Genomic DNA, 26,611 nt, shown 5'->3' with positions numbered 1-26,611 from the left:
TGCTTGGAAATTGGAATTTGCCACCATCTATTGCCCATTGCCAACTGCCATTGCCAACTATTCCATTGCCTCTTGGAATTTGCTTCCTGGACCTTGGAATTTGAACCCTGGAATTTAACCATTACCCTATAGACCTCTCACAGGACTGCCGGTCCATTCGGTCTCACTGGCCAGCTTTTCACCTTTCATCACCAGCGATAAGGGCTCCAGCTTTACCTCGTCACCGATCTCGCTATCGTACAGGATAATGCTTCGGGCCCCGATGCTGCACCGCGCGCCGATCTTCACCGGCCCCACTTTCATCACACGATCTTCGAACAAGTGAGTCTGCGGCCCGCAATCCTCATTCAACGCGGTATCATCGCCTATACTTACCATATCGTGCTCGGTTACATCGGTCGTGTTCAGCCATACCCGCCGGCCTGTCTTCATACCCAGGAGGCGTAACGCCCAGGACAGGAAAGGTGTCCCCTTAAGGTATTCCAGGAAGAAGGGCACCGCCAGCGCCTCATAAGTGGTGGTAATGGCCTCGCTGCGCCATACCTTGTGTGTCCACATCGGTTGTTGTTCTTTACGTTGCCGTCCTATGGTGATCCACTTCAATACCACTGTAATCAGAAAGGCAGGCAGGCCCATATAGCCCAGGTAATAAAACGGCAGCTTGGGCAGTTCCGAAAAGATCTGCGCCAGGTTGCGATCCTTAACCAGGTCGTGACAGTAAGCAACAAACAGCACGCTGCAGCAAATAATTACGGTCTCGGGCAGTACAATGCGAATGCCTTCGATAGTACCGCGGGCCAGTCGTCGCAACCACGATGGATTGGTGGTCAATGCTGCATCATAGCTGCCGCTGTCTTGTCGCTTGGGTAGGGCAATCGCCGGAGAACCGAACCAGTCGCCGCCATCTCGGCCCTTGAGCTGTTCCTCCGTAGGCGGTACCGATAGCACGCCGATCAGCATATGGTCGCCCAACTGGTAGCCCTGAGGAATAAGCGCGCTGTTACCTACAAAGCTGCTGTTGCCGACATAGGTATGTTCCAGGATCAGCCTTTGCGCCCTGATGTCCTCTTCGCCCAGGCTTACGGCATCGGCAATAAAGGAACCTTCGCCTATATGTAGCATCGTATGCGTTACATTGCTGGCGGTAGATATCTCTGTATTGCGGCCGATCTTTGCGCCCAGCATCCTGAAGAATGAGGAGACGTAGACCGTGGCGTAAATAGGATGCAATACGATAAGAGATATGGAGATTAGCTGGTCCGACAGCCATTTGCGTACATATACCGCGCTAAGCACCGGGTAGACGCCGGGCTTGATGCCCCATAGCAGCAACCGCGATAGCAAAACCGTTTCTATAGCATACAAGATGATATAAAGAATGGTTAGCAGGGGTACATAAACAAAATAGCTGAAGTCGTAATCCGGTGTGCCCAGATCGAGGTAATTAAGGATCTCGATCACCGGGATCAGCGGTAACAGGATGATAATGGGAAAAACGATCAGCAGGAGCGTATAGAGCAGGCCGTAGGTTTTCCGTTTCAGGTAAGAGCCGGGCAGGGGCTGTGGCAGCTCCTCGGGAGCACGGACACCGATACGTTCGGCCGGGCTGCCTTTCCATACTTCATAGGCTTTTATCGTTTGCCCGCTTTGCAGGTGACTTAAGTCCTGCAATTCGCCCCAGTCTTCCACCGTCGTACCACCTGATAGCACTGTGCTACTGCCGATATAAGCATGCGCCCCGATCCTTATTTTCCGGAAGCGGATCAGGCCATGCTCCACGGTGACGTTGTTGAGCACCACCTGGGAGCTGAGGCTGGCATCGGCGCCTATTTCCAGCAGGTCGTGCGCGCCTATCGTGATCGAGCTCAGCTGGGCATCGGGCGCCACTTTTGTGCCCAACATTCTCAGGTATACCGGATATATCGGTGTGCCGTTCAGGAATTGAGATGGGACCAGCCGCTGTATATTGCTGGCCAGCCAGTAACGGAAATAATAAGATCCCCATAGCGGATGATCGCCTTCCTTTACCCGCCCCAGCAGCAGCCATTTACAGGCAATAGATAGCAATGAAAAAAATGGCGGGATAAGGCAAAAGAGACAAACGGCCGTCAGCAGCGCCCAGCCGCGATTGTCGTGGCCGCTTTCGGTTTTAGCCACCACATAATAATAGCCGAGGTAAGGTACAAAGATCTGGATTGCAAATAGGCCATAGATCACCAGCAGCGATATCGCTTGCGCCAGTCCACAAAGAAAATAGCGCAGCGGCGGCACCTTACGGAACGCTTCTTTTTCCTGCTTCCGTCCGGCCCGTAGCTCAGCCTGCTCCCAGGCCCGGATCAGGTTGCTCACCGGCCGGTTGGTATAAATATCCTTTAATGAAGCCTGCGGCACATGCGCCTCTTTGCGCAGCCAGGAGGAAAAGGTTGCGGCCAGCAGGGAATGCCCGCCCAGGTCGGTGAAGAAGTCTGACTCGGGACTGATCTCCCTGCCCGGGAAAACATAACGTAGTCCGGCCATTACCCTTTCAGCCAGCGGGTCGCCGGCATCTACGGTGATCGTTTCCTGCGCTTGTACCTGCTGTAGCGCTTCCGGCACAGGCAGCGATTTACGGTCAATTTTTCCGCTGGAAAGGCGTGGCATCTGGTCCAGGGTTACGATTACCAGGGGAACCATATAGGGGGGCAATACCTTCGCCAACTCTGTCCTGGCTTCCTGTTCTTCCCAGGGCTTGCCCGTTTTTATGGTTACATAGCCTACGAGCTGGTCTTGCTTATTGGCGTCTTTTTTTAAGGCTACTGCCGCGGCGGCCACGGCTTCCAGCTCATGGAGCCGGGTTTCGATCTCGCCCAGCTCGATGCGATAGCCCCTGAGCTTGACCTGGTCGTCGAGGCGGCCGTGAAAGTCGATGCTGCCATCTTCACGCATCACCACGGCATCGCCGCTCAGGTAGACACGGTCGCCGGGTAACATGGCTAATGCCGCGGGTTTCTCTCTGAATTTTTCCCGGGTCAGGTCGGGACGGTTCACATAACCTTCACATACACCCGGTCCGGAGATGATCAACTCCCCTTCGCTGCCTGTGGGTAGCAGGTTGAACTGATCGTCGATCACAGCCAGGTTGTAATTGGGCAGGGGATGGCCTATGGTGATGGGATCGCCGGGACGCAGGGCGATCATCGTCGCCGTCACAGTCGTCTCCGTAGGACCATAGCTATTGTAGAATACATTTTTTCCTGGTTTGCTCCAGCGGTTGAGCACCGCAGTGGTACAAGCCTCGCCACCAGCATTGATCAGCCTGAGGCTGGGAATATCGTCGTCGATCACTGCCAGCAGGCTGGGTACGGCATGGAGCACGGTGATCTGTTGTGCCCGCAGCGTGGCGCTTAGCTCGTCGATCGCTTTGGCGGTGGTGGCGTCGGCTACCCACAGTGTAGCACCGGCCGAAAGGCTGATCCAGGTCTCCTCGCACCACATATCGAAGGATACGGAAAACCCTTGGTACACTTTATCCTCCGCGCGTATCTGCAGCACACTTTGCTCCGATCTTACCAGGTGGCAGATATGCCTTTGCAGGATAGGAATGCCTTTTGGCTTGCCGGTGCTTCCCGAAGTGTAGAGCACATAAGCCCTGTCGCCGGGCTGCGGCCCTTCTGGCAGATGTGTAGTCGCCGAAGCGTTGTCAAATGCCGGTACCCGCAAAACCGGGCAAGGCAACGCCGGGTCACCGTCGCTGAAGCAGGCCGCTGCGCCCACTTCTTCCATTACGATCTGCAGGCGTTCCTCAGGCATCTCCCGGTCCAGCGGTACATAGGCTGCGCCCGATTTAACAATACCCAGTATGAGCGCATGCAGCGCCAGTCCCCGGTTTTGCCATACGCCTATGGCCTGCCCGCGGCCGATGCCCTGTGCAGCAATATAGGCGGCAACAACGTCGCTCCATTGATCCAGTTGCTCGTAAGTCAGATGACTTTCATTGAAAATAAGTGCGGTCTTGGGACCGTATTGAGCAACTGCGGCCCTGAAAATATCAGCAAGGGTTTCTTTCTGGATCAGGTCGGGACGTTCAGAGCCCTTCAAAAGGCTTAAAGAAAGCATAGTTTGGTGTTACCCGGTAAATTTATACTATTTTTTCATACAGCGGAACGCCTGCTATTTTGCTGTATTTTCATTAGTTTGTAAATTCGGCCTTGCGAAAAACCAATAATCATACAGGGAGGATTTATGAAGGTTCATGTATTTTATACAGAAACGTCTTCTGAGGCAGGACCGGAGCTATACAATCGAATGTTGCAGACGTTCCCGGAAAAGATCAGTATCAAAATTCAAAAATATACAGGTGAAAAGGAACGCCGCCAACGCGCCGCAGGCAAAGGCCTGCTACGCTATGCTTTAAACAAGCTCGGCTATTCTCCTGCTGTGTCGCTGGACGACTATGGCTATACAGCTACACATCAGCCGGTGCTGCTCAATTCGGGCATTCAGTTCAGCATCAGCCACAGCGGCAACCTGGTGCTTTGCGCACTGGTGGAAGGCGAAGGAGAAAAAGTAGGTGTCGATGTAGAACGGCTGAAGCCGGTGAAGCTGGAGCTAATGAAATTTTACTTCGATCCCACAGCCTGGCAGGAAATCGTTAATGCTCCGGATAGTACTTTGGCATTTTACCTGCACTGGACCATGCGCGAGGCAGCCATCAAAGCCTCGGGCCTTAGCCTGGAGCAAATGGAGCTTTCGGAGATCACTACGGAGGATAATGCCATAATGCTGCGGGACGATACCTATTACAGCCGCATCCTTTCATTACGCTACGACTATGTTGTGTGCCTTGCCTCCGATAAAGAAATTGAGGCCGTTTCACTTACCGAGCTGAGAGCAGAAGAGCTGCTGTAGTTTTTTTATAGAGACGTTGCATTTTTTGTAGAGACCTTGCATGGATTTATCCTGTAGAGACGTTGCATGCAACGTCTCTACAGGATAAAATATATGGTTACGGCCTGTATTTGCGGAAAACAGTGCTCGCAGTATGTCCGCCAAATCCGAAAGTATTGTTCAGCGCGTATTCCAGGGGTTGCCGCAATGACTGACCCAATACCAGGTTCATGCCCTCCGGTAGAGCCTCATCGGGATTGACAGTATTGATGGTTGCCGGAATAATGTCTTGCTGCACCGCCAGCGTAGTAATAATACTTTCCACGGCGCCGGCAGCGCCCAACAGGTGGCCGGTCATCGACTTGGTTGCGCTTATGGGCACTGCATAATCACCAAATACCCTTTTGATCCCCACCAGTTCACTGATATCGCCTTGCCCCGTCGAGGTCGCATGCGCATTGACATAATCGATCTGTGCCGCTGTAATACCGGCGTCTTTCAAAGCCCTTTGTATACCCAGCATCGCGCCAACACCGTCGGCAGGTGTGCCGGTAAGGTGATAGGCATCTGCAGCCATGCCGCCGCCAGCCACCTCAGCGTAGATCTTTGCGCCGCGTTGCAGCGCGTGTTCCAGCTCCTCCAGAATGAGCGCGCCGCCGCCCTCGCCGATCACGAAGCCATCGCGGTCGCGGTCGAAAGGCCGGGAGGCGCCTTCCGGATCGTCGTTACGGCGCGAGAGTGCCTGCGAAGCATTAAAACCGCCCATGGAGGAAGGGGTGATCCCTGCTTCGGATCCACCGGCGATCATCATATCCGCCTTGCCCAGCCGTATGGTGTCAAATGCATTGATGATAGCCGTATTGGATGAGGCGCAGGCCGATACGGTTGCATAGTTGGGGCCGTGCAGCCCATGCCTGATGGAAATAGCGCCTGCGGCGATATCGATGATCATCCGGGGAATAAGAAAAGGACTGAAGCGTGGCGTACCATCGCCTTCGTAGTATTCCTTGAGCTGTTGTTCAAAGGTGCCGATGCCGCCATTTCCCGATGCCCATATCACACCGGTAGCGCTACGCTCTTCGAAGCTCATCGTACTAAAATCAAGACCGGCATCGGCTATAGCCTGATCACTGGCAGCGATCGCATATTGTGCGAACAGATCGTATTTCTTTAGCTCTTTCTTTTCCAGATAAGCCTCAGGGTTGAAATCTTTAACCTCGCAGCCAAAGCGGGTCTTGAATTTCGAAGCATCGAAACGGGTCAGGGGAGCGGCACCGCTTTTGCCGGCAAGGATATTGTTCCAGAATGATTCCACCGAATTGCCCAATGGGGTAACAGCGCCGAGGCCTGTGATCACTACTCTTTTCATAAGGTTATTATTTAAATATTGCGCCGTTCTTTAGTGATCCGACAGGACCACCGCAGGCCGGGCGCGCTTCCTTTTTGCAGCAAGCAGCAATAAAGGTAAGGCAATCAGGAATACACCGCCGATAACGAGGTAAGCATCGCTGAAGCTGAGCAGGCTCGATTGCCGCACAATACCGGAATCCAGGACCTTAAGCGCCTCCTGCCTTGCTTCATTCCAGGCAGCACCCTTTGCTGCGAAATACCCTGTCATCCGTTGTAGTCGTTCGGTAACCAGGGGATTCTCCGCATTGAGATGAGATACGAGGTCGGAGCGGTGGACGGCATTGCGATTGGCCAGGTAGGTATTGACCAGGGCCAGGCCGAAGGAGCCACCCAGCTGTCGCATCATGTTGTTGAGCGCTGCACCCTGCGGCATATCGGTGGCGGGCAATGTCGATACCGCCAGCGTAGTTAGCGGTACGGTAACGATGGCCAGGCCCAGGCCGCGCCATACCAGCGCCGTGCTGATCAACTGCGCGCCGGCATCGCCGTTCATGCGCGACATCTGCCAGCTGAACAATCCGAACAGGCAGATCCCTGTGGCGATCATATAAGCGGGCGGCACGCCCCGTTGCAACAGCCGCGCCGACACAATCAATCCGCCTATGGCAATACAGGCGCCGGGCAACAACAGCAGGCCGGTCTGGGTAGGCGTAAAACCCAATAGCCTTTGCGCAAACACCGGCGTAAGAAATACCGAGCTAAACATGCCTACACCGGAGATAAAAGTCAGTATGGCGGCAATAGCCAGGTTCCTGCTCTTCAGCACGCGCAGGTTGACCACGGGCTTTTCGGTACGAAGCTCCCACCAGATGAATAAGATCAGGCTGATGGCGGCGATGACGCTGAGCCAGATAATATATGGGGTTTCAAACCAGTCCTCCGTTTCCCCACGTTCCAGTACGGTCTGTAATGCGCTCACACCCGTGGCCAGCAGTAAAATGCCGGTCCAGTCTACTTTGCCGGCCTTTTGCTTTAGTAAGGGCTCGTGGAGCAAAATAAAACAGGAGCCGGCGACCAGCAGGCCGAGCGGTACATTAATGTAAAAGATCCAGGGCCAGGAATAATACTCGGTAATATAACCGCCCAAGGTAGGACCAATGGTGGGCCCCACAAATACGCCGATACCGAACAGCGCGCTGGCCACGTTCTGCTTTTCCCTTGGAAATAGCTCAAATACGATGGCCTGTGATACCGACAGCAGCGCGCCGCCGCCCAGTCCCTGAAGGAAGCGGCAGGCCACCAGCATCCATATGCTGGTGGCCTGTCCGCACAGGAAGGAGAACAGTGTAAAGGCCAGGATCGAGCCAATATAATAATTACGACGGCCCAACTTGGCTGCCAGGAAACTGGTGATGGGAATAATGATCACATTGGCGATCGCATAAGAGGTAATGACCCACGAAGTGTCTTCCAGCGTGGCGCCGAGATTGCCGCTCATATGCGACAGCGCTACATTGACGATCGACGTGTCGATGAGCTCCATCATGGCCGCCATGATCACAGTGATCAACAAGATTCTCTTTCTCATTAATTATACCGATCGGTATATTTTTTGGTAATAAAAAGATCAGGCAGGTATCCGATCGGCATTCATCGCCGCGAAAGCTGCCTGGGGATCGGAATGAAAAAGCTGGTACAGCTGCTCTGTGCCACCCACACGGATCTCATACGCATCGTTGGCCAGTGCCTCTACAAAAGCTGTGGCCACATCCTGCGGCGGTATGCCATGCTCGCCGCCGATCTCCTTCGAAAATTCGGTATTGACCAACGGTGGCATCAGGTCAAATACTTTAATCCCGGTGGTTTTGGCCAGGGTAAAGCGCAATGCCTGGCTATAAGAATGCAAGGCTGCTTTGGTGTCGGAATAAGTGGGGATATTGCTTCCCGGAACAAAAGCCACGATGGAAGAAACATTGACAATGGCCGCTTCCGGCTGACGGGACAGCAAGGGTAGCAGCTGCTCGTTCAGGTCCAGTACGGAAAAATAATTGGTCTGCATCTCTGCCCTGGCTTTCGTAGCCGCGCCTGCCTTGTCGTTCAGCTGGTAAGCGTAGGCGTGGCCGGCATTGTTGATGACGATATTCAATGCCGGGAAATCCTTTTCCATCCGTTGTGCCAATGTCTGTACCGCTTCTTCTTTAGCGATATCGTTGACGATTGTGGTTACCTCGCCCAGCTGGGCTGCTGCCTGCTGCAGGCGTTCTTCGCTCCTGCCGGTGATGATCACTTCATTTCCTTGCGCAATAAGGGCGCGGGCGATTTCCAGGCCTATGCCTGCGCTGCCGCCGGTAATCAATACGGTATTGCCGCTTGTTTTCATTTTATTTTGATTTTAATTGATGAAAAATAATAGATAATAATTGTTGTCGGGTAGATAGCTGACGGCTTGCCGCTATCTTATTATGAATATGCCGTAATTAAGGCTTTCCGATCTCTTGGTTTTTTGAAATCCTTCACTTCGCCTGCGCTAAACCGTATATATCCCATTGTCATGCCGAGGACTGATGCTTTTCATGCCATCATTAGAAAATGATATGCTGACAGACTAATGTTAAGCCGGCCCTTTACCCTTCTAAGCGCTCAGGGTGACCATGGTTATAACGCATTTACACTGCGGTATCGCTTCTCTGATTTGCGATCAGAATTTTTGTCAGGCTGAGCGGAGTCGAAGCCTGGCAAAAATTTCTGCAAAAAATTTCTGCCTCTTGAATAGTTATCATTGGCAGGCCTGCGGGCGCCACCGTAACATCTCTATCCGCCTTGTCTGTGCTGCTTATTCATCGAAATATATGCTTCTTCGAAAGTCACAATAACCGACGCTGTGCCGATGCGGAAAAAGTTTATTTAGCGATCCTGCAGGTTTTCGATCACCATAGCGGAGGCGCCACCACCGCCGTTACAGATGGCTGCAACGCCATAACGTCCGCCTTCCTGCTGCAGAACAGAGGTCAGTGTGGTCAGGATACGGGCGCCCGAAGCGCCGATAGGGTGACCCAATGCTACGGCCCCGCCATACACATTTACCTTGTCGAGGTTCAGGCCCAATAGCTGCTGATTGGCAAGGATCACGGCGGCATAAGCCTCGTTGAGCTCCATGAAGTCGACATCACTCAATTGTATCCCGGCGCGGGCCAGAGCTTTGGGGATTGCCAGGGAAGGCGCGGTGGTGAACCATTCGGGCTCCCGGGCGGCGTCGGCAAAGGAGAGGATGCGGGCCAGCGGCTTCAGACCATGTGTTTGCAATGCTTCAGCCGAAGCCAGCAATAAGGCGGCTGCGCCATCATTAAGATTACTGGCATTGGCCGCGGTGATGGTACCACCGGTCTCGAATGAAGGCGTCAGCTTCGGCACCTTTTCGGGGATCACTTTATCAATGTCCTCATCCTTGTCGATAAGGATATCGCCGTGCTTCCCATGATAGGTCACCGGTATCATCTCCCGGGTAAACCTGCCGTCGCGGGTTGCCTTGGCCGCCTTCTCATACGAGGCCAGCGCATATTCGTCCTGGGCTGCCCGGCTGAGCTTGAAATGACGTACGGCCAGCTCGGCGGCGTTGCCCATATGATAGTCGTGGTAGGCATCCCAGAGCCCGTCTTTGATCATGCCGTCGGTAAGTGTGGCGTCGCCGTATTTCTGGCCCTTACGCAAGGGTACATAATGCGGTGTATTGCTCATGCTTTCCATGCCGCCGCTGATCACCAGTTCCGACAGACCCAGCTGTATCTGCTGGGCAGCGATCATGGTTGCTTTGAGGCCGGAGGAACATACTTTGTTGATCGTGGTAGCGTCTTTGGCCGCCGGTATGCCGGCAAAGATCGCAGCCTGGCGAGCAGGCGCCTGTCCCAGGCCAGCGGAGAGCACATTGCCCATATAGCTTTCGTCGATCTGAGCGGGATCGATGCCGGCGGCATTGTAAGCGGCTTCAATGGCGATGGCGCCCAGCTGGGTCGCTTTAAAAGAGGAGAGGCTGCCCATGAGGCTCCCGATGGGCGTACGTTTGGCGGAAACGATGAATACTTCTTTCATATAGATCAGAGGAATGTGTTTTCAATAAGTACCGCAGCGCCCTGACCTACGCCTACGCACATGGCGGCGATGCCGTAACGGGCTTTTCTGCGTTGCAGTTCCAATGCCAGGTGTCCGGTAATGCGATTGCCCGAGCACCCGAGCGGATGTCCTATGGCGATGGCGCCGCCGTTGACGTTCAGCTTTTCCATGGCAATGCCCAACTCCTGCGCACAGCATAGTACCTGCGCTGCAAAGGCCTCGTTGATCTCGAAGAGATCGATATCGTCAACGGTCAGGCCGGTTTGTGCCAGCAGCTTCCTGATGGCCGGTATAGGGCCTGTACCCATAATATCGGGGTGTACGCCTGCGGCGCTGGCCGAGACAATACGGACTAAGGGCCGAAGGGCATAGCGTGCCACGGCATCTTCCGAGGCGATGAGCATAGCGCTGGCGCCATCATTGATCCCGCCGGCATTGCCTGCGGTCACCGTACCCTTAGGGCGGAATGCTGTGCGTAGCGCAGCCAGCTTTTCCAGTGAGGTATCAGTACGTACGGCCTCATCGTCCGGTGCACCTGGTAGCTCCGGTATCCCAGGGACAGTCATCAGTTCAGCTGCAAATTTTCCTTCCCTATGGGCTGCCAGGTAACGCTGATGCGATTGCAGGGCATAGCGGTCCTGTGCTTCCCTTTCGATCTGCCAGCGGTCGGCTACCTGTTCTGCTGTTTCACCCATACTGAGGGGTGTATAGGTTTTTGCGATCTCCGGGTTGTAAAAGCGTGCGCCAAGGGTGGTATCGGCCATTTCCTGGCCCCGGTCAAAAGGCTTTCCTGCTTTGGAGATCACGAAAGGGGCGCGGCTCATGCTTTCCACGCCGCCTGCGACCACCACATCGGCCAGTCCCGCGCCGATCTGCATAAAGGCGTTTACCGCGGATTGCATGCCGGAAGCGCAGAGGCGGTTGACAGTATAAGCTGGCACGGTGACCGGAAGGCCTGCGCGTAGCGCTGCAAAGCGGGCGACATTACGGTTGTCCTCTCCCGACTGGTTGGCGCAGCCCAGGATCACTTCATCTATGGCAGCAGGATCGAGGCCGGGATTACGCGTCAACAGGGCTTGTATGGTATAGGCCGCGAGGTCATCGGGGCGGATAGCACTCAGCTTGCCGCCGTATTTGCCCACCGGGCTACGTTGATAATCGGTAATGTATGCTGCTTTCATTTTGTTTTTATACCGATCGGTATATTATTTTACTTGAAAAAAGCCGGTTATAGTGGCTCATCTATTGTCTTTTCAAATAGCCTGTGGACAGACATTTATCAAAAAAGATCTTCTATCATTTTCGACACGGACAGCATAATCGTTTTCCGGTATTGCGGTTTACCTGTCAGGCCGGCGATCATGATCATGCCCTCGATGGTGGCCATGATGGTAAGCGCCATTTGCTCCGGATCTACCGGTTTGACGATCTCGCCGTTCTTCATCCCCTTTTCAATCAATGTCTCGATACTTTTCTTCCAGCGCAAAATAGCATCCCTCGCTTTCTGTTTCAGCTGCGGATGGGTATCGTCGGCTTCTACCGCTGTATTGAGCATGGGGCAACCACCATCGGGAAAAGCGAATTTTGGAAAATGGGTATAAACATCTACATAAGCCATCAGTTTCCCTTTAATCGTGTGGTGCTTCGCCACTTCCGAGCGGAGGATACCTTTTACCTTACTAATGTTGTAATCAAATACGGCCAGGGCCACTTCGTCCTTACCGCCGAAGTTACCGTAAATACTGCCTTTGGTGAGGCCGGTAGCAGTAGTGATATCCTGCAGTGAAGTACCGGCATATCCCTTTTTATTGAAAAGGGTCGCTGTTTGTGCAATGATATACTGTTTCGTTTTTTCTGCTTTGGTCATGGCGGCAATTGCTGATTGACAGGACAAAATTATACCAATCGGTATTATTCGCAAAATATTCTTTACATACTGCTATAGTTTTTCTCACTAAGGAGGCTAATTTTCCCGCAGCGCCGCAGAGAAGCGGCGCTTAGTTTCCTCTCAGTTGCAAGCTGCTGGTCGGAACACGATAGCGGTCTGTGCATGGCAATTGGTATGCTACTGTTTTTCTTGTGGCGCTGCGGAAGATGGTTATTAATGGCCACAAAGGCGAGGAGGAACAAAGTTTTTTCCCGCAGCGCCACAGCGGCGCTGCGGGAAAATTTCCTTGTTAAAGGTCAGAGTTGTTCCGGCAAGCTGTATTTGCGGCCGGCATTTTGCTGTTTCAGCCAGGATACCAGTGGTTGAAAATAATCCAGCATCGCTTTGCCGTTCAGATCGTCGCCGGTCGATGCTTTCAGCACCTCGCGCCAGTCTTTGGCAGAACCGTTTTCCAGTATGGTTTTCAGGAAGCTACCGATTTCCTTATTGCCATAATAATTGGTGGCCCTGGGGTCCTGTTTCAGGATGTTTTTCGCAATATGATTGTGTAACTGGTACAGGATAACATACGATAAGGCATAGTCGTAGTACTGTGCCGGATCGTCGTTGATATGGGTCTTGGTAGCGGCATCGCAGTATTCCTCGCCGCGTTCGGCAGGTGGTACGATACCCTGGTATTTTTTAGCCAGCGCCCACCAGCGCTGGTTAAACTGATCCTGTGGCAGGTTGTTGCTGTACATTTCTTTCTCAAAATTACTCATGGTACCCGAGCAGAAGAAAATAAACACTACCGTGTTCATGGCTTCTTTCAGCAACGATTGCACGCTGTCGGTCTGTACTCCGGCATCGATGAGGCCACGGCCAACGAGGTAGGGTTTTTGCATCGCAGCCAGTCCCATCATACTGCCCACAGCTTCGTGATAAGCCCTGTTGGCACCTTCACGCAGTAACATCGGTACCTTGGGATTGCTGTACGACAAGTAGTAGTAGATATGGCCCAGCTCATGGTTAGCGGTCTCAAACCATTCGGCATTGGGCTCCACGCTCATCAGGCTGCGTACGTCCTTGTCCAGGTTCATATGCCAGGCCGAGGCATGATTGTTTTTCTTGACGGCCGAGTCGGCAGGGTAGGGATACAGGCTGGACTTGTCCCAGAAGGATTGTGGCAGGGAGGGGAAGCCCAGGCTTACATAGAGCTTTTCACCTTCTTTCACGATCCATTCCGGCGTCTTCTTGCCCAATACGCTATCGAGATTGAGGCCTTTTACATTTACGATCGCGCTCCAGTCTTGTCCCCAGCGGTTGCTAAGCCAATGTGCAGGGATATAGTCGGGTATTTCTTTGACATTGTATTTTTTCGCCAGCTCGTAACGCATATAGGTGTGCAGCTCACGGTACAACGGCCACAGGTCGGCCATCAGCTTGTCCATGGTCTGCGTCATCTCATCGGCGCTCATACCATAATCCGATACCTGGTAAGCAAAGAAATCCTTATAGCCCAGGGCCTGAACTGTCTTATTGCGCAGGTCGCGCAGGTTGACCAGCCCGCTTTTCAGCGTTTTGCCTACTTCCTTGCTGGCGTTCCATGCCGCCAGGCGTTTGCTGAGATCCGTTTCCGACTTGAGGATATCGTCGATCTGGTTGGTCGACACTTTTTTACCACCGAGCAAGTACTGGAAACCATACAGCTTCTGCGTTTGCTCGCTTTCGGCTTTGATCCGCTGCTTCACTACATCGGCTATGGTCTGCGGGTTGTTGGCGGCAAAGTACAGGATATGTTCCAACTGCTTCACCTGTATCGGTGTCAGTTCGTTTTTAAGGGCGAGGAATTTTTTTGCCTGCTCAATGTTGGCGGTACTGCCCGTGAATTCGGCGGTGGCTTCATCGGCCTTTTGTTCGGCTATTGAATTGGTGCTGTCGCCGGCTTTGATCTCGATATTGGCTTTCCAGTGGGCTTCTGAAGCACGGGTATACAAATCGACATACTTTTGGGTATAGCTGTCAATAAAGGCTTGTGCTTCTTTTTGCGCATTATTGCCACCGCCGTTACTGTTGCCGCCGCCACATGCGGCAGCCAGTAGTGTAGCGCAGGCGCTGAGATAGAGGAATGTTCTTTTCATCGGAAGAAACGGATGGGTTGCAATCCGTGCTTCAAATATAATCAAATGCGGCTTGTTAATGCCTGATGAAAAGCTGGGTAAAATACAGCGCGCCATCGCGACCTTTGGCGACACCGATACCGATCAGGTTGTAATCGCCCAGCATATTTTTTCGATGCCCCTTGCTTTTGATCCAACCATCGACGACCTGGCGGGCATTCATATCGCCGTAAGCTACATTTTCAGCAGCTGCCGATACCTTGCCCACACTGTTCGATACGGCTTTCACGCGATCGTTAAATCCTTCGTGACCAAATCCGTTTCGGCCTTTTGCCATATCCCGGCTATGGGCCTCGGCCTGGTCGCTTGCTTCGTTATCCAGCTCGAGGGGCGGTTTGCCTTTCGATTGACGGTATTCGTTGGTATAGCGCAGGATATCGTCGATGAGCGAGCCGGCAAAGGTATCGGAGACTGTTAACAGGCTCAGGCATATAAGCAGGACGAAGGAGCGCAATATTGTTTGCATAGCGTTCTTTTTCTTTATTAAACAAGACAAAAGGCCTTAGGTTTAAGGCAGGGCATCAATAATGGCTTTCTGAGGGGATTGCCTGCGGTACGCCGGTCCTGCTTTTGATGAAAGAGGCATGGGTTTCGAAAGTACAGCCTACTTTGCTGAAGTAGGCAAATAAGGCCTCCAGCTTACTGAGCAGCTTACCGCCATCTTTCCTTTTGATAAGACTTGGAAGCGGATAGGTGCTAAGGTCGGTAAATTCCCAGGGATGCACATACAGCACAATATAGCCGTCTTTGATAAGGATGCGCCGGCACAGAAGTTTATACAGGCTGATGGGCATATTTTTAAGCATAAGCCAGAACACCGGAAGGCGGAGCAGGGGCGTTACGCTGGCCGGTAATATCCACAGGTCTTCCCGGGCATAGAGCGTGCGGCTGGCCTTAAGGTGATTGTAGCGGCCGGGCAGCCAGGTGGGGTGCAGGGACGAGTCGTAGGTATAGCCGGCAGCAGCTACGGCAGTAGTATCGATCTCCTGCATCAGGGGCATGCGCAGGCCGGTAACTTCTTTGCCGGTGATGGCGGTAAGGACTTCCCGCGACCTGGCCAGATCGGCTGCTTCAAACCGGTTGTGGTAAAAAGTATGCGAGGCAATCTCGTGCCGTTCCGAAAGCCGGCGCACATAATCGGGATAATGCTGCGCCCAGAATGCCGTAGTGAACAGTGTGCCGCGCACCTGGTACCGGTCCATAAGCGCTTCCAACGCCTGCATGCCACGGAGGCTCACCTCAAGCTTGGTTTGCAGGGGCAGGTCGAGCCCGTATTCTCCGGGAATATCGAATTCTTCGAGGTCGATGCTAAATAATATCTTTCCGGGATTGTTTCCCATTTTTCTTTTTTAAGAGAATACGGATAAGGTTTCGGAACTCCTGCTGCATGACTTTGCGGCTGAAATCGGTCATTTCGGTACCTGCCACCACATTTACGTCGATCTCCTGTATGCGGATGCCAGTAACGCGTCCGGCCAGCAGTATAAATTCCATATCGAAAAGGAACCGTTCCGTTGTAGTTTGCAGGAATAGCTTGCGGCCCAGCCGGTTGAAGCCTTTGATGCCGGCCTGGGTATCGCTTACGGGTAGGCGTAGTATAAAGCGGTTAACAAAGGCGAGCCCTTTGGAGATCACTTTGCGTTTGAAAGGAAGGTGGCTGAAATAATTGCCCCTGGTGCGGCGGCCGGTTACGATATCGGCGCCCTGCTGCAGCGTGTTGTACATTTCCCTGATAACACCCAGGCCGAAGGGAAAATCATTGTCGGAGTAAATGCAGTAGCTGGTCAGGGCTTCAGCCACGCCGCAACGCAGCGCATGTCCCTTGCCTTTGTTTTCGACATAAGAGACAACCTTGAGGTGTGGTATGTGCTGGCGCAGATAGGCGATTTCCGTTTCGCCGAAGCGGTCGCGGGATCCGTCGTTAACAATGATCACGTTGATGAGATGCTTATCGCCGCCAAAGTGCTCGTCGGTCAGTGTGGTGAACCTGCGCGCCAGCTTCTGCTCCCAGCCCTGTTTCGGATTGTAGAAAGGAATGACAAGGTCCAATATCATAAGCTCGCTGGTTTAACGGTGATGTTTTGCCGCCGCAACGAGCCTGCCGTATAGATAAAGATATCGGCCAGGATGAACAAGCTAAGCACGCATTTAAGATAATAGTGGTAACGGAAATCGTCGAATGCCGCGGATATATCGGTAGGTATGAGTGTGGCTACCAACAGGGTAATCCAGAACAATGCAGTCGAAAACCTATTGGCGGGCCGGCTAAGGTACCAGATAGCGCAGCCGGCAATATCTATGATATAGGTTGCTGACTCGGATGCCCGGTTGAATACGATGACCCAGATGAGCAGAAAGGCCACAATATGGCTTTTCTCTCTTTGCCTGATGAAGAATTGCATGGCCATAAAGGCCGCCAGCAGGAGCAGGGCGCCGGCCAGTATAAATTTCTCAGGTAGTATTTCGTTGAGATTATTCAGCACACCGTAGATCGAATAGCTTTCTTTAATGCCGTCGCTGGAAATGACCTGCAGCCAGTCGCTGTAATATTGCAGGGCCGTATGAGGCGTTACAAAAAGCAGCAACAGGATATGGAAGGCGATAAGCCAGAAAAGACCATAAAATATCATTTTGTACCAGTTGCGGTAGTATAGACAAAGAAGACAGATAATACCCCCATATCCTTTGATCAAAAAGCAGAGGACAATAAAGAACGATGCCCAGAAAAGTTTTTCTTTTTCCATCAATATCCACACGAGCAGCATGAAGGAAAGCACGAAGGGATTGGTCTGGGTATGATCAAGGTTATTGTGGAGGTCAAAAAGCAGCATCAGCATGAAGGCATTTACCTTATGGCTGGCGAGCGGTATTTTTTTAAAGACGAAATAGCAGCAAAGGGAGATAGCGATGAGCCATACGACCAGCCCGGTGTACAGCGGCAGCAAGGCAAAAGGCAGGAACAATACCGGAAATACGGGATTGTAGTAAAAAAAGTCAAAATACTCTTTAGGATAAGCCTTGTACAATGGCAGGCCGTGGAGCAAGTGATAGCTGGACGACCGGAAGATATAGAAGTTGTTATTCTTGTCGATCAGTATCAATTGCACGCAAGAGACTATGGTGATAGCCAGGTATAGGAATATAACGGTCCTGTTGTCCTGCAACAGGGACTTAAATTTACTTACAGGGTTCATATGCGGTTCAATGCAAATTGGAACAAGTCCTCCACGGGCTTCTGGTTCAGGGAAGCAAGGGATTATCTGACCAAAACGATCAACGGGCAATATTATTGCCGGCAGATGTGGCCAGAGTGCAAAGATAAACAGCCTTAGACATTCCACGTGAGGGGGGCATAGAATATTTTCGACCTAACTGTTGTAGCTACAGTTGTTTTAGTAGATGATGGAAAGGGCGGCCGGCAATAGCTCGGCCCGCAGCTCATTGACTTTTCCTCGGTATTCGCCGTCGACCTGGAAATGTGCTTTGTGTCTGGAGCGGATCAGCAGCGAACGGGTTTGGAAAAGCTCCGTTTTACGCGGATTGAAAGGCCGGCGGGTAAAGGCCATCTTGAATATTTCAAGCAGGGATATTTTGCGTACGATCACTACTTCGAAGAGGTCGTCGTCGAGACGGCCTTCGGGGTTGATACGGATACCGGTGCCATAGCTGGTTGCGTTGGCGACCACGATCATTACGGCTTTACGCTCTACGGTACGGTTGTTGATGCTGAATACTGCCTTCATGCGGGAGTGCCGCCACAGCACCTTCCAGGCCGCTTTGATATAGCCCAGCATGCCCCTGTGGCCCTGAGCATCGAAGGTTTTGACTACATAGGCATTGAAGCCGATATCGCTGAGGTGGATGCATAGCTCGCCGTTGATGCGTACCAGGTGTATCCTGTGCGGGCTGCCTTCCAGGACCACTTTGAGGGCGGCGTGTGCATCCAGGGGGATGCGCAGCTCTTTGGCCATGCCATTGGCCGAGCCTGCGGGCACAATGCCCAGCGGAATATCGGTCCCGGTAAGTATTTCGGCCAGTAGCTTGATGGTGCCGTCGCCGCCCACAGCGACGATGCGGTCGGGCCGGGCAGCCAGCAGGGTTTGTTTCAATACATGGCAATCGGTATGGTCACCGAGCAGGTGCTGCTCGGTGCGGATGGCAGGATAAGCGTTGAAAAATTCGGTAATGAGGGCTTCGAAATCGACGGCATGATTACCCGAACCGGGATTGATCACAAACAATAGCTTTAATTCGGGTGTTATGCTGTTCATCAGATGAGCCGGGTACCGGTTGAATTTATGCTGCGACGCGAGGCAGGACCTTCCATACAACGAAAAGCCTTTATAAAAGTTTACCAGGGTTTCGGACATACAGGCAGCCTGGTGGTGTATGGTCATGTTTTCCATAGAAAGCCCTACAGGTTCCGGCGCTTCAGGAACAGCTTTTTGCTCAACCTGGTGCAGCTGGTACGGTTATTTGTGCTCAAACCGGCGCCTTATGTCCCGCTACGGTTACAATTTTACGATCAGGTGCTGGAGGGGCATAGCGAGTATGATGGCTTTTTCCGTTTTGAATGGGCTTCGGCACACACGCTGGCCGCAGGCTGGCATCCTTTTACGGTAGGCCTAGGCAACGACAACCCGGCGCCTGCCGAAGGGAAGCTTTGGGTACCGCATGTAACCCAGTTCGCCTTTATTTCCGACATCGACGACACGATCATGAAGTCTTATTCCGCGACGGTATTCCGGCGGCTATACGAGCTGTTGGCGCGTAACCCGGAGCGGCGGCGCATTTTCCTCGAAACGGCCAATCACTATAAACTGCTTTCGCTGGCGCATACCCATGCTGCGGCGCCCAATCCTATGTTTTACGTGTCGAGCAGCGAATGGAACCTGTATGATTATCTGGACCGTGTCTTCAGCTACAATAACCTGCCGCCCGGCATTTTTCTGCTCAACCAGGTAAAGCGATGGTTTGAATTGCTCCGGAGCGGCAAGACCGGACATTCGGGCAAGCTTATCCGCATATCACGTGTGCTGCAGGCCTTTCCGCGCCAGCAATTCGTATTGCTGGGCGATAACTCGCAGCAGGATCCTCAGTTGTACCGGGCAATAGCGGAAAAGCATCCCGGGCAGATCTATGCCATTTATATCCGCAACGTGCGTGCTTCGCGGGCCGTGGCGACAGAGACCTTACTTTCGGGCTTACCTGCAAATGTCCATTCCTGCTTCTTTGAGCATAGTTCGGAGGCCATCGAGCATGGCAGGGCTATTGGCCTCCTGCCGCAGGATAAGGGATAATTTGGAAAGGCCTTAGCATTACTTTATGGGTTTGGACGGAACAAAAGCAGATGTGCTCCTGTTGGTATAGCTGACCCAAAAACAACACGGTATGAAAAAGAAAATGCTCATAACACTGGCTGTGACGGCTATAGGCGGCTTCCTGTTTACTTCCTGCAACAAAGACTACGACTGTGTATGCAAATTGAACGGGGTAGAAACATACCGGTATTCTGTAAGGGCCAAAACCAAGAATAGCGCCGAAGACGACTGTAATCAAAAGCAATCTACCCTGGGGACAACTTACCAATGCTATATTGAGTAGGGGGCACTCTCCTTGGGGTGAAGCCGGCCATTTAAGATATCCCTTTACAGGAGCGCAACGTATTCGTAATTATTAACAGACAGGGCGGCCATTTCCGCCGGGAAACCTGTACATTAGCACCCTACTTATAAAATGCTATGAAAAAAACAACCAAAGTCCTGCTGGCCGGCCTGTTTTCTTTGGCTACCGCTGCCACGGCGACCGCACAGGACGCCAAGGAGATCGTAAAAAAACATAATGACGCCATAGGCGGAACTGCCAACTGGTCCAAGATCACCTCTATGAAAAAAGAGGGTAAGGCCAATATGAACGGCTCCGAGATCGATATGGTCATTGCCGTATTAAAAGGTAAAGGCTTGAAGCAAGACCTTGTTATCGGAGGGGTGAGTAATTATTTCATCATTACTCCTACGGGAGGATGGTCGTTTATGCCTATACAAGGACAGACGAAACCACAGCAAATGCCCCAGGAGCAGATAAAGGAAGCTGCTGAGCATCTTGATTTCCAGGACAAGCTGATGGAGGCTGATGCAAAAAAATACGCTATTGAGCTTGCCGGCAAAGAAGATATCGACGGTAAGCCGGCATTTAAGCTGAAAGTGACCGATGCCGAAAAGGGCGAGCATATTTACTTTATCGATGCTGCTACGTGGTACCTCGTGCGTTCTGTGGAAAAGGCAGATGCGATGGGCCAGACTATGGAAGTCGTTTCAAACTTCAGCAATCATACCAAATTACCGGAAGGTATCGTGGTGCCGATGAAAGAAGAAGCCGGTATGTCGGGCTCGCTTACCTTGAGCAAGGTAGAAGTGAACACCATTAAAGACGAAAGCTATTTTAAGGTGCCACAATAAGTCGTGTTCACCCTGTTTTTCCCCAACAAAGGCTGCCCCATAGGCAGCCTTTGTTGGCTCCGGATGTAGGTGGGAAGAGGTCATAGCTCTTTCAATATAGAAAGCGAGCCATTGGAAAATGTGACATATACTTCTTTCAGAACGACCTGATCTACGCCGCGGATCGTATAGGCGGCTGGGAAAGAGAAAGTGCCTGAAGTGCCGGGCGTTATCGTTTCCTGGCCGGACAACTGGTGCAGCGCCGAGCCACCTTCCATGAGCATAACCCCGTTCTTGTCTTTGGCTATGAGAGTAAAGCGGGCAGACCGGATCGGTTTGTCGCCGGAAAGGTTGCGCAAAGTAAAGCGCACGGCTACTTTCGGCGTGTCCTTACCCGGAATGTTATGCCATTCGAATTGTTCCAGGATGATCTCATTGTTGCCGGGAAGCGGCATGCCGGTCTGAGTCGTCTGGCTATGGGCTTTTAAAGAGAAAAATATTGTTGCTGCCAGCAAGCAGACAGCCTGAAGTTTGGTCCTCTTCAATACGGTAAAGGTTGGTTTGGTTTAAGATTGCGTGACTTCTTGCCCCGGGGGCATGATGCACGAATTCCTTCGACTAAAGTTACGCAATTTAAAAGAGTATATACTGTCCTCCTGCCAGATCGTATGTATGGTAATTATGAGTTAGTAAATAGAATTATATTCTATTAGCTGTATTGTAAATTTTTGTAATTACTGTTTGCCGTGAGAAACCTAGATAGCCAGGTTTTTGCCCGGAGCTCGTCCTGCTATTGCACTCTAAAAGAGATGTTATTTTTTGAATTCAGCTCTCGAAGGGAGGAAATCCTGCTCTCTGCAGTCGACAATCAATGGGGGAAATTCTTTTCAACCACCAAGTTTCAGTATGCAAGTAAATAGTTGGCAATGGGCAGTTGGCAAAAAAAATCAAAAATCAAAAATCAAAAATCAAAAATCAAAGTTCAAATACCTGATACCTGATACCTGATACCTGATACCTGATACCTGATACCTGATACCTGATACCTGATACCTGATACCTGATACCTGATACCTGATACCTGATACCTGATACCTGATACCTGATACCAATGCATCATGCTACCTTCAGCTCAATGTCTACAGTAGTGCCGTCGCCGGGGCCAGACCGGATGTCCAGCCTTCCTTCAAGGTAATCTACCCTGTTCCGGATATTTTTTATCCCGGCGCCTTTGCCCGGCTGATGCTCCGGGTCGAAGCCGATCCCGTTGTCCTCTACGGTGATCAGGAACCGCTCCCCGTTTTGACTGCATTGAAGCAGAATATGGCTGGCCCGCGCATGCTTAACGATATTGGACAACAATTCCTGGATGATACGATAGATGTGCAGCTGCTTCAACCTATCGATACCCGGATCAATATCCAAGGCCTGGAAATCGATCTCTAGTCCGTCCTTAGCGTAAAAATTGCAAAGATCTTTGAGCCCGGTAACCAGCCCGAACTCAAGCAGCGACTGCGGCATCAGGTTGCGGGCAACCCTGCGAAGTTCTACTACAGAGTGGTCCAGCTGCCCCATGATCCTGTTGAACGGTTCTTTCGTCGCTGGCGGCAGGTTATTATTTGCCCAGGAAGAGAAATTGATCTTTACCCCGGAAAGCAGGCCGCCTACGCCATCATGCAAATCTCTTGCAAGCCGCTCGCGCTCGCGCTCTTCACCTTCCAGCATCGATAAGGTAACCGTAAGCTGCTGCTGCTGCGCCATTTCCTTTAATTGCTGATGATGGTTGACGGCCTCTTGCTCAAGCAGTTTCTTGTTGCTTTTATAGTAGAAATAGTAAAAGGTGGCGAACGCCAGCAGGAGGAGACAGGCGCTGGCCAGAACAATGTTAAACAGACGATTCTTACTGGCGTTCAGTGCGGCTTGTGCGTTGGCTGCTTTCAAAGTGGCCACCTGTTTTTCCGATCTGGCGGCATTATAGCGGGCTTCTATTAGGTTGATATTGTCTTTGAATTTACTGGCATTCAGGCTGTCGTTCAAGCCGCCATACAGCATCTGGTAGTGGTAGGCTGCAGCATAGTCTTTGAGGCCGGCGTAGATCAATGCAAATTTTTGATAGACCTCCAACCTGTTCTGATCCAGCTCCATATTCCGCGTATCGGAGGAAAGCGCTGTCAACACGGTCAGGGCCCTGCCATAATTCCGGGTTTCCATCAGGCAATCGAGCTTATAAAAATTCAGCTCGTCGATGAAATAGGTCTTCTGCGGTCCGCTGGCTTTCGCGATAGCCTTGTCAAAGCTGCGTATTGCCTCTTTATACTGCTGTTGCCCTTTAAGATAAAGCCCTTCCAGCATGTAATAGCCCGAATAGTGATCTGAATCAGGATATTTAAACAGAATGGCTTTGATCGCACTCAGCGTTTCCTTTACCTTATCCCATTTTTTGAGCAGCACATAGTTTTCGCCGACGCGCTTATAGGCTGCGATCAAACGGCTTTCCGCTCCCAGGCGGAGCAGCATGGGTATGGCTTTGTCAAAATAAGTCTCTGCCTTTTCGTTCTGGTCAAGGTTCATAAAGGCTACGCCAACGCCCACATAGTGGGTGGCAAGCGACGCCGAATCGCCGGCCTGCTCGGCCAGTGGAATTGCTTTGGTAAGCATTAGTCTTACATAGCCTTCGTCATCGTCGGCCTTTTGCCGTAACACTGCCCTGCAGCTCCAGGCAAAGGAACGAACACTGAACGCTTCCTTAAACGGCGACCCGGCCAGTCCTTTCTCTACTTTTTCGTATAAGGCCTCGCTTTGTTCCGATGCGCCGGTCGCAAACAAGTAATAGGCTTCCGTTGCATTGGCTACCTGGGTCAGGAAAGGGCTGGCGATGCCCAGTTTCCGCCCCTGCGCGATATAGGCTTTGGTCTTTAAGGTATCCTTGGGTATCCAGAAGGTGGCCAGCTGAAGCGCGATACGTGCCTTGAAGCTATCGCTGGCAGGCTGGTCCAGCAATTGCTGCATGCTGTCGGCGTAATGTGGCGCATACAGGTAGTACTGCGCCTGAGCAGTCGTGTAGCTCCATAGCAGCAGCGCGAGGATAATTGATCTGGCAGACATGATATCAAATGAAGGTTTAAATGGCGCCGGAACGCATGGCCGTTTGTATTCGCATATCATTGCCGTCCATCACGCACCGGTTATGCAGGCAGGCAGGAATACCGGGAGAATCGGGCGGTGGCGGCATCGTATTTGTTATATACGTTATGTTGTTGCAAGGTACAGATTATTTGTTGTACCGGGCCCTGAATAACATTTTCAGCGATTTTGTGGGTGCTTAATGTGCATCGGAATGTATATCAAGGCTCGTTTCTTTTTGGGCCTTTCCTGTATCAGGGCCAATGATCGTTACGGGTATGCAGCTGTAGAAAAAGAGCGCTGCTGCCACAAGGCAACAGCGCTCTGCTATCGGTAAGGATATAAAGCTTATTTATCCCATTCGGTGGCCGGTATTTCCTCTACCGGCTCCGATGTATCGTTGACGCCAGGGTTGATCGGGTTACCGGCGCTATCAACGCCGCCTGTCTGTCCGCCGTCGTAATACTGTCCTCCCGTTGCGCCCAGGTCGCCGCAATTATTGAAGTCGGCGGGTTCCACAAACTTCTCTTTGCTGTTGATGCCGGTTTTATTATCGGCAAGTACCTTTTTGAAAAAGTAGGCCCATATCGGTAGCGCGGCGGCAGCGCCTTGGCCTTGCCCCGTACTGCTAAAACGCAGGAAGCGGTCGTCGCAGCCTACCCAGGCGCCGGCCAGCAACTGCGGGGTATAGCCGATAAACCAGGCATCGGCCTGGTTATTGGTCGTACCAGTCTTTCCAGCCATCTCGCCGCTGAGGCCGTAGCGGTAGCGAAGCCTTTTAGCTGTACCGATCTCGGTAACGCCTTTCATCATCAGCACCATTTTGTAAGCGGTCTGTGCATTAATGATCTCTCTTTGCACCGGGATAAAGCTTTCCAGGGGGTTACCGTTCTTATCCTCTATTTTGGTAATAAAAATGGGTTGGGTATTGATACCGCGGTTGGGGAACATGGTATAGGACCACAGCATTTCGTACAGCGATATGTCCGAAACACCCAGGGCAATGGAAGGTACCTGTTCGATATTGCTGCTGATGCCGCATTTGTGCGCAAAATCGATAAATGAGTTGATGGTTACCTGGTTGAGCAGGTACAATGAGGCGTTGTTGACTGAAAGCGCCAAGGCCGATTTCATCGACATATTGCCATACTTGGCGCCACCGGCATTATAGGGTTTCGACTGGCCGGCAAATACCTGCGGCGCTGTGCTTACGGAGCTGCAGGGAGAGTAGCCATTGTCGACGGCAAGGGTATAGAGCAGCGGCTTGATCGTAGAGCCTACCTGTCGTTTGGTGCCAATATTCACGTGGTCGTACTGAAAATACTCGTGGTCTATACCGCCTACCCAGGCCTTTACTTCGCCGGTATAGGGATCCATGGCCATAAAGCCGGCCGAAAGAAAGGCTCTCATATATTTGATCGAGTCCAGGGGCGAAAGGGTGGTATCCTTCATGTGATCCTTGGTTTCCCAGGTGAACACCCGCATGTGTACCGGCTTATTGAACTCTTTCATAATATCCGATTCGCTCATGCCATCTTCTTTGAGCGCCAGGTAGCGGTCGGAGCGCTGCACCAGACTCTTCAAGGCTTCTTTTGGTTTGCCCTTTTGCCATATGGTGCCGTTCTTGATCTGCGGTTGGGCGGCAAAGGCGCTTTGAAGATCTTTCATGTGCTGGGCCACGGCTTCTTCGGCGTAGCGTTGCATGCGCGGGTCGATCGAAGTATAAATACGAAGCCCGTCTTTATACACATCATAGTTATCGCCATTATCCTTTTTATGTACCTTACACCATTTTTTTACTTCCTGTTCTACTACCTGGCGGAAGTAAGGCGCCGGGCCTTCATGGTTGTCGAGGCGCTGGTAAGTAAGCTTCAGCGGTGTTTGCTTGGCTTCCGACGCTGTTGCGGAGTTGACGTAACCATATTTTTCCATCTGATCGATCACCGTATTCCTGCGGGCCAGTGCCTTTTCTGGGTTCCGGCGGGGATTGTAAATGGTGTTGCCTTTGAGCATACCTATCAGTACGGCCGCTTCTTCGATGCTGAGCTTGTCCGGCGTTTTGCTGAAGAAGGTAAGCGCCGCATTCTTAATACCATAAGTATTGTCGCCGAAGGGCACCGTATTCAGGTACAAAGTGATGATCTCATTCTTGGTCAGGTTTTTTTCCAGCTTTACCGCCACCACCCATTCTTTCAGCTTTTGCACCACGCGTACCAGCTTATTGGATGCCCGGTTGTCGTTGAACAAGTTGAGCGCCAGCTGCTGTGTGATCGTGCTGCCGCCACCTTTGCTGCCCATAAATACCACGGCGCGCATTACTGCTACGCCGTCGATGCCGGAGTGATCGGCAAAGCGCTCATCTTCCGTGGCAATGAGGGCGTTGAATACATTGGGCGATATCTCGGAATACTTGGAGTTGGAACGGTTCTTGATGTAATATTTTCCCAGAAGGCTGCCATCGGCAGCATATACTTCGGAAGCAACCGCGCTTTCGGGATTTTCCAACTCCTTCATGGAAGGCATATATCCCAGCCAGCCCAGGCTTATAGCGGTGATCAGGAGAATGAATGCGGCCAATCCTGCAAAGAAGATTCGCCAGATAATTTTAACAGACCTCGACATAATAAATAATAACGGGAAAGAAACCGGCCGTTGCAGCAAAGGCCTGCTTTCCAGGTGTA

General features: G+C 51.9%; 20 protein-coding genes. 4 read left to right on the top strand and 16 right to left on the bottom strand.

The window, feature by feature from the left end; genetic code table 11:
- Positions 1–126: 126 nt before the first annotated feature.
- Entirely contained in the window at positions 127–4,095 is a 3,969-nt protein-coding gene (locus DZK30_RS18305; protein ID WP_118975606.1) for a Pls/PosA family non-ribosomal peptide synthetase, read from the bottom strand.
- Positions 4,096–4,284: 189 nt separating this feature from the next.
- Here DZK30_RS18305 and DZK30_RS18300 point away from each other — a divergent pair, with 189 nt between their 5' ends.
- Positions 4,285–4,887: a 4'-phosphopantetheinyl transferase family protein gene (locus DZK30_RS18300; RefSeq protein ID WP_162903216.1), complete on the top strand. Its 603-nt coding sequence runs from the start codon at positions 4,285–4,287 to the stop codon at positions 4,885–4,887.
- Between the two features lie 97 nt (positions 4,888–4,984).
- Here the strand turns inward: DZK30_RS18300 and fabF are convergent, their stop codons facing one another.
- From fabF to DZK30_RS18240, 12 genes are all read right to left on the bottom strand, one after another.
- A complete protein-coding gene (gene fabF, locus DZK30_RS18295) occupies positions 4,985–6,235 on the bottom strand; it encodes a beta-ketoacyl-ACP synthase II (protein ID WP_118975604.1) in 1,251 nt (416 codons plus the stop codon).
- A 30-nt stretch (positions 6,236–6,265) separates the two neighbouring features.
- The gene (locus tag DZK30_RS18290) at positions 6,266–7,804 is read right to left on the bottom strand and encodes a DHA2 family efflux MFS transporter permease subunit (protein WP_118975603.1); all 1,539 of its coding nucleotides are present in this window, start codon (positions 7,802–7,804) and stop codon (positions 6,266–6,268) included.
- Positions 7,805–7,843: 39 nt separating this feature from the next.
- Positions 7,844–8,596: an SDR family oxidoreductase gene (locus DZK30_RS18285; RefSeq protein WP_118975602.1), complete on the bottom strand. Its 753-nt coding sequence runs from the start codon at positions 8,594–8,596 to the stop codon at positions 7,844–7,846.
- Between the two features lie 524 nt (positions 8,597–9,120).
- Entirely contained in the window at positions 9,121–10,302 is a 1,182-nt protein-coding gene (locus tag DZK30_RS18280) for an acetyl-CoA C-acyltransferase (protein ID WP_118975601.1), read from the bottom strand.
- A 5-nt stretch (positions 10,303–10,307) separates the two neighbouring features.
- Complete coding sequence (locus tag DZK30_RS18275; RefSeq protein ID WP_118975600.1) at positions 10,308–11,504, bottom strand: thiolase family protein; 1,197 nt, start codon at positions 11,502–11,504, stop codon at positions 10,308–10,310.
- Positions 11,505–11,602: 98 nt separating this feature from the next.
- A complete protein-coding gene (locus DZK30_RS18270) occupies positions 11,603–12,190 on the bottom strand; it encodes a TetR/AcrR family transcriptional regulator (protein ID WP_118975599.1) in 588 nt (195 codons plus the stop codon).
- Positions 12,191–12,507: 317 nt separating this feature from the next.
- Positions 12,508–14,331, bottom strand: coding sequence for a M2 family metallopeptidase (locus DZK30_RS18265; RefSeq protein WP_118975646.1), 1,824 nt, complete (start codon positions 14,329–14,331; stop codon positions 12,508–12,510).
- Between the two features lie 55 nt (positions 14,332–14,386).
- Positions 14,387–14,836, bottom strand: a complete 450-nt coding sequence (locus DZK30_RS18260) for a CAP domain-containing protein (protein ID WP_118975598.1) — start codon at positions 14,834–14,836, stop codon at positions 14,387–14,389.
- Positions 14,837–14,891: 55 nt separating this feature from the next.
- On the bottom strand, positions 14,892–15,710 hold the full coding sequence (locus tag DZK30_RS18255) for a polysaccharide deacetylase family protein (protein WP_118975597.1): 819 nt from the start codon (positions 15,708–15,710) through the stop codon (positions 14,892–14,894).
- On the bottom strand, positions 15,679–16,425 hold the full coding sequence (locus DZK30_RS18250) for a glycosyltransferase family 2 protein (RefSeq protein ID WP_118975596.1): 747 nt from the start codon (positions 16,423–16,425) through the stop codon (positions 15,679–15,681). Before DZK30_RS18250 ends, DZK30_RS18255 begins: the two co-directional genes overlap by 32 nt.
- Positions 16,422–17,564 (bottom strand): glycosyltransferase family 87 protein, encoded by a 1,143-nt coding sequence (locus tag DZK30_RS18245; protein ID WP_118975595.1) that lies wholly within the window; start codon positions 17,562–17,564, stop codon positions 16,422–16,424. The genes DZK30_RS18250 and DZK30_RS18245 overlap by 4 nt, the downstream gene beginning before the upstream one ends.
- A 198-nt stretch (positions 17,565–17,762) precedes the next feature.
- Positions 17,763–18,641 (bottom strand): diacylglycerol/lipid kinase family protein, encoded by an 879-nt coding sequence (locus DZK30_RS18240; protein WP_118975594.1) that lies wholly within the window; start codon positions 18,639–18,641, stop codon positions 17,763–17,765.
- A 27-nt stretch (positions 18,642–18,668) separates the two neighbouring features.
- On the opposite strand from DZK30_RS18240, the gene DZK30_RS18235 reads away from it, so the two are divergent.
- The 3 genes from DZK30_RS18235 to DZK30_RS18225 all read left to right on the top strand — a co-directional run bounded on the left by DZK30_RS18235 (position 18,669) and on the right by DZK30_RS18225 (position 20,828).
- Positions 18,669–19,670 carry an App1 family protein gene (locus DZK30_RS18235; RefSeq protein WP_118975645.1) on the top strand — a complete coding sequence of 334 codons (1,002 nt, stop codon included), beginning with the start codon at positions 18,669–18,671 and terminating at the stop codon, positions 19,668–19,670.
- A gap of 91 nt (positions 19,671–19,761) precedes the next feature.
- Positions 19,762–19,974 (top strand): hypothetical protein, encoded by a 213-nt coding sequence (locus DZK30_RS18230; protein WP_118975593.1) that lies wholly within the window; start codon positions 19,762–19,764, stop codon positions 19,972–19,974.
- A 137-nt stretch (positions 19,975–20,111) separates the two neighbouring features.
- A complete protein-coding gene (locus DZK30_RS18225; protein ID WP_118975592.1) occupies positions 20,112–20,828 on the top strand; it encodes a LolA-like protein in 717 nt (238 codons plus the stop codon).
- Between the two features lie 80 nt (positions 20,829–20,908).
- On the opposite strand, the gene DZK30_RS18220 is transcribed toward DZK30_RS18225, so the two are convergent.
- From DZK30_RS18220 to DZK30_RS18210, 3 genes are all read right to left on the bottom strand, one after another.
- Entirely contained in the window at positions 20,909–21,352 is a 444-nt protein-coding gene (locus tag DZK30_RS18220; RefSeq protein ID WP_162903215.1) for a hypothetical protein, read from the bottom strand.
- 571 nt (positions 21,353–21,923) lie between these two features.
- Entirely contained in the window at positions 21,924–23,912 is a 1,989-nt protein-coding gene (locus tag DZK30_RS18215) for a tetratricopeptide repeat-containing sensor histidine kinase (RefSeq protein WP_162903214.1), read from the bottom strand.
- Between the two features lie 366 nt (positions 23,913–24,278).
- Positions 24,279–26,507: a penicillin-binding protein 1A gene (locus DZK30_RS18210; protein ID WP_240432952.1), complete on the bottom strand. Its 2,229-nt coding sequence runs from the start codon at positions 26,505–26,507 to the stop codon at positions 24,279–24,281.
- Between the last annotated feature and the right edge of the window lie 104 nt (positions 26,508–26,611).

Source organism: Taibaiella koreensis (genome assembly GCF_003545715.1).
Taxonomy (GTDB): Bacteria; Bacteroidota; Bacteroidia; order Chitinophagales; family Chitinophagaceae; genus Taibaiella; species Taibaiella koreensis.
The sequence above is the reverse complement of the archived record's forward strand: the minus strand, read 5'-3'. Positions and strand labels throughout refer to the sequence as shown.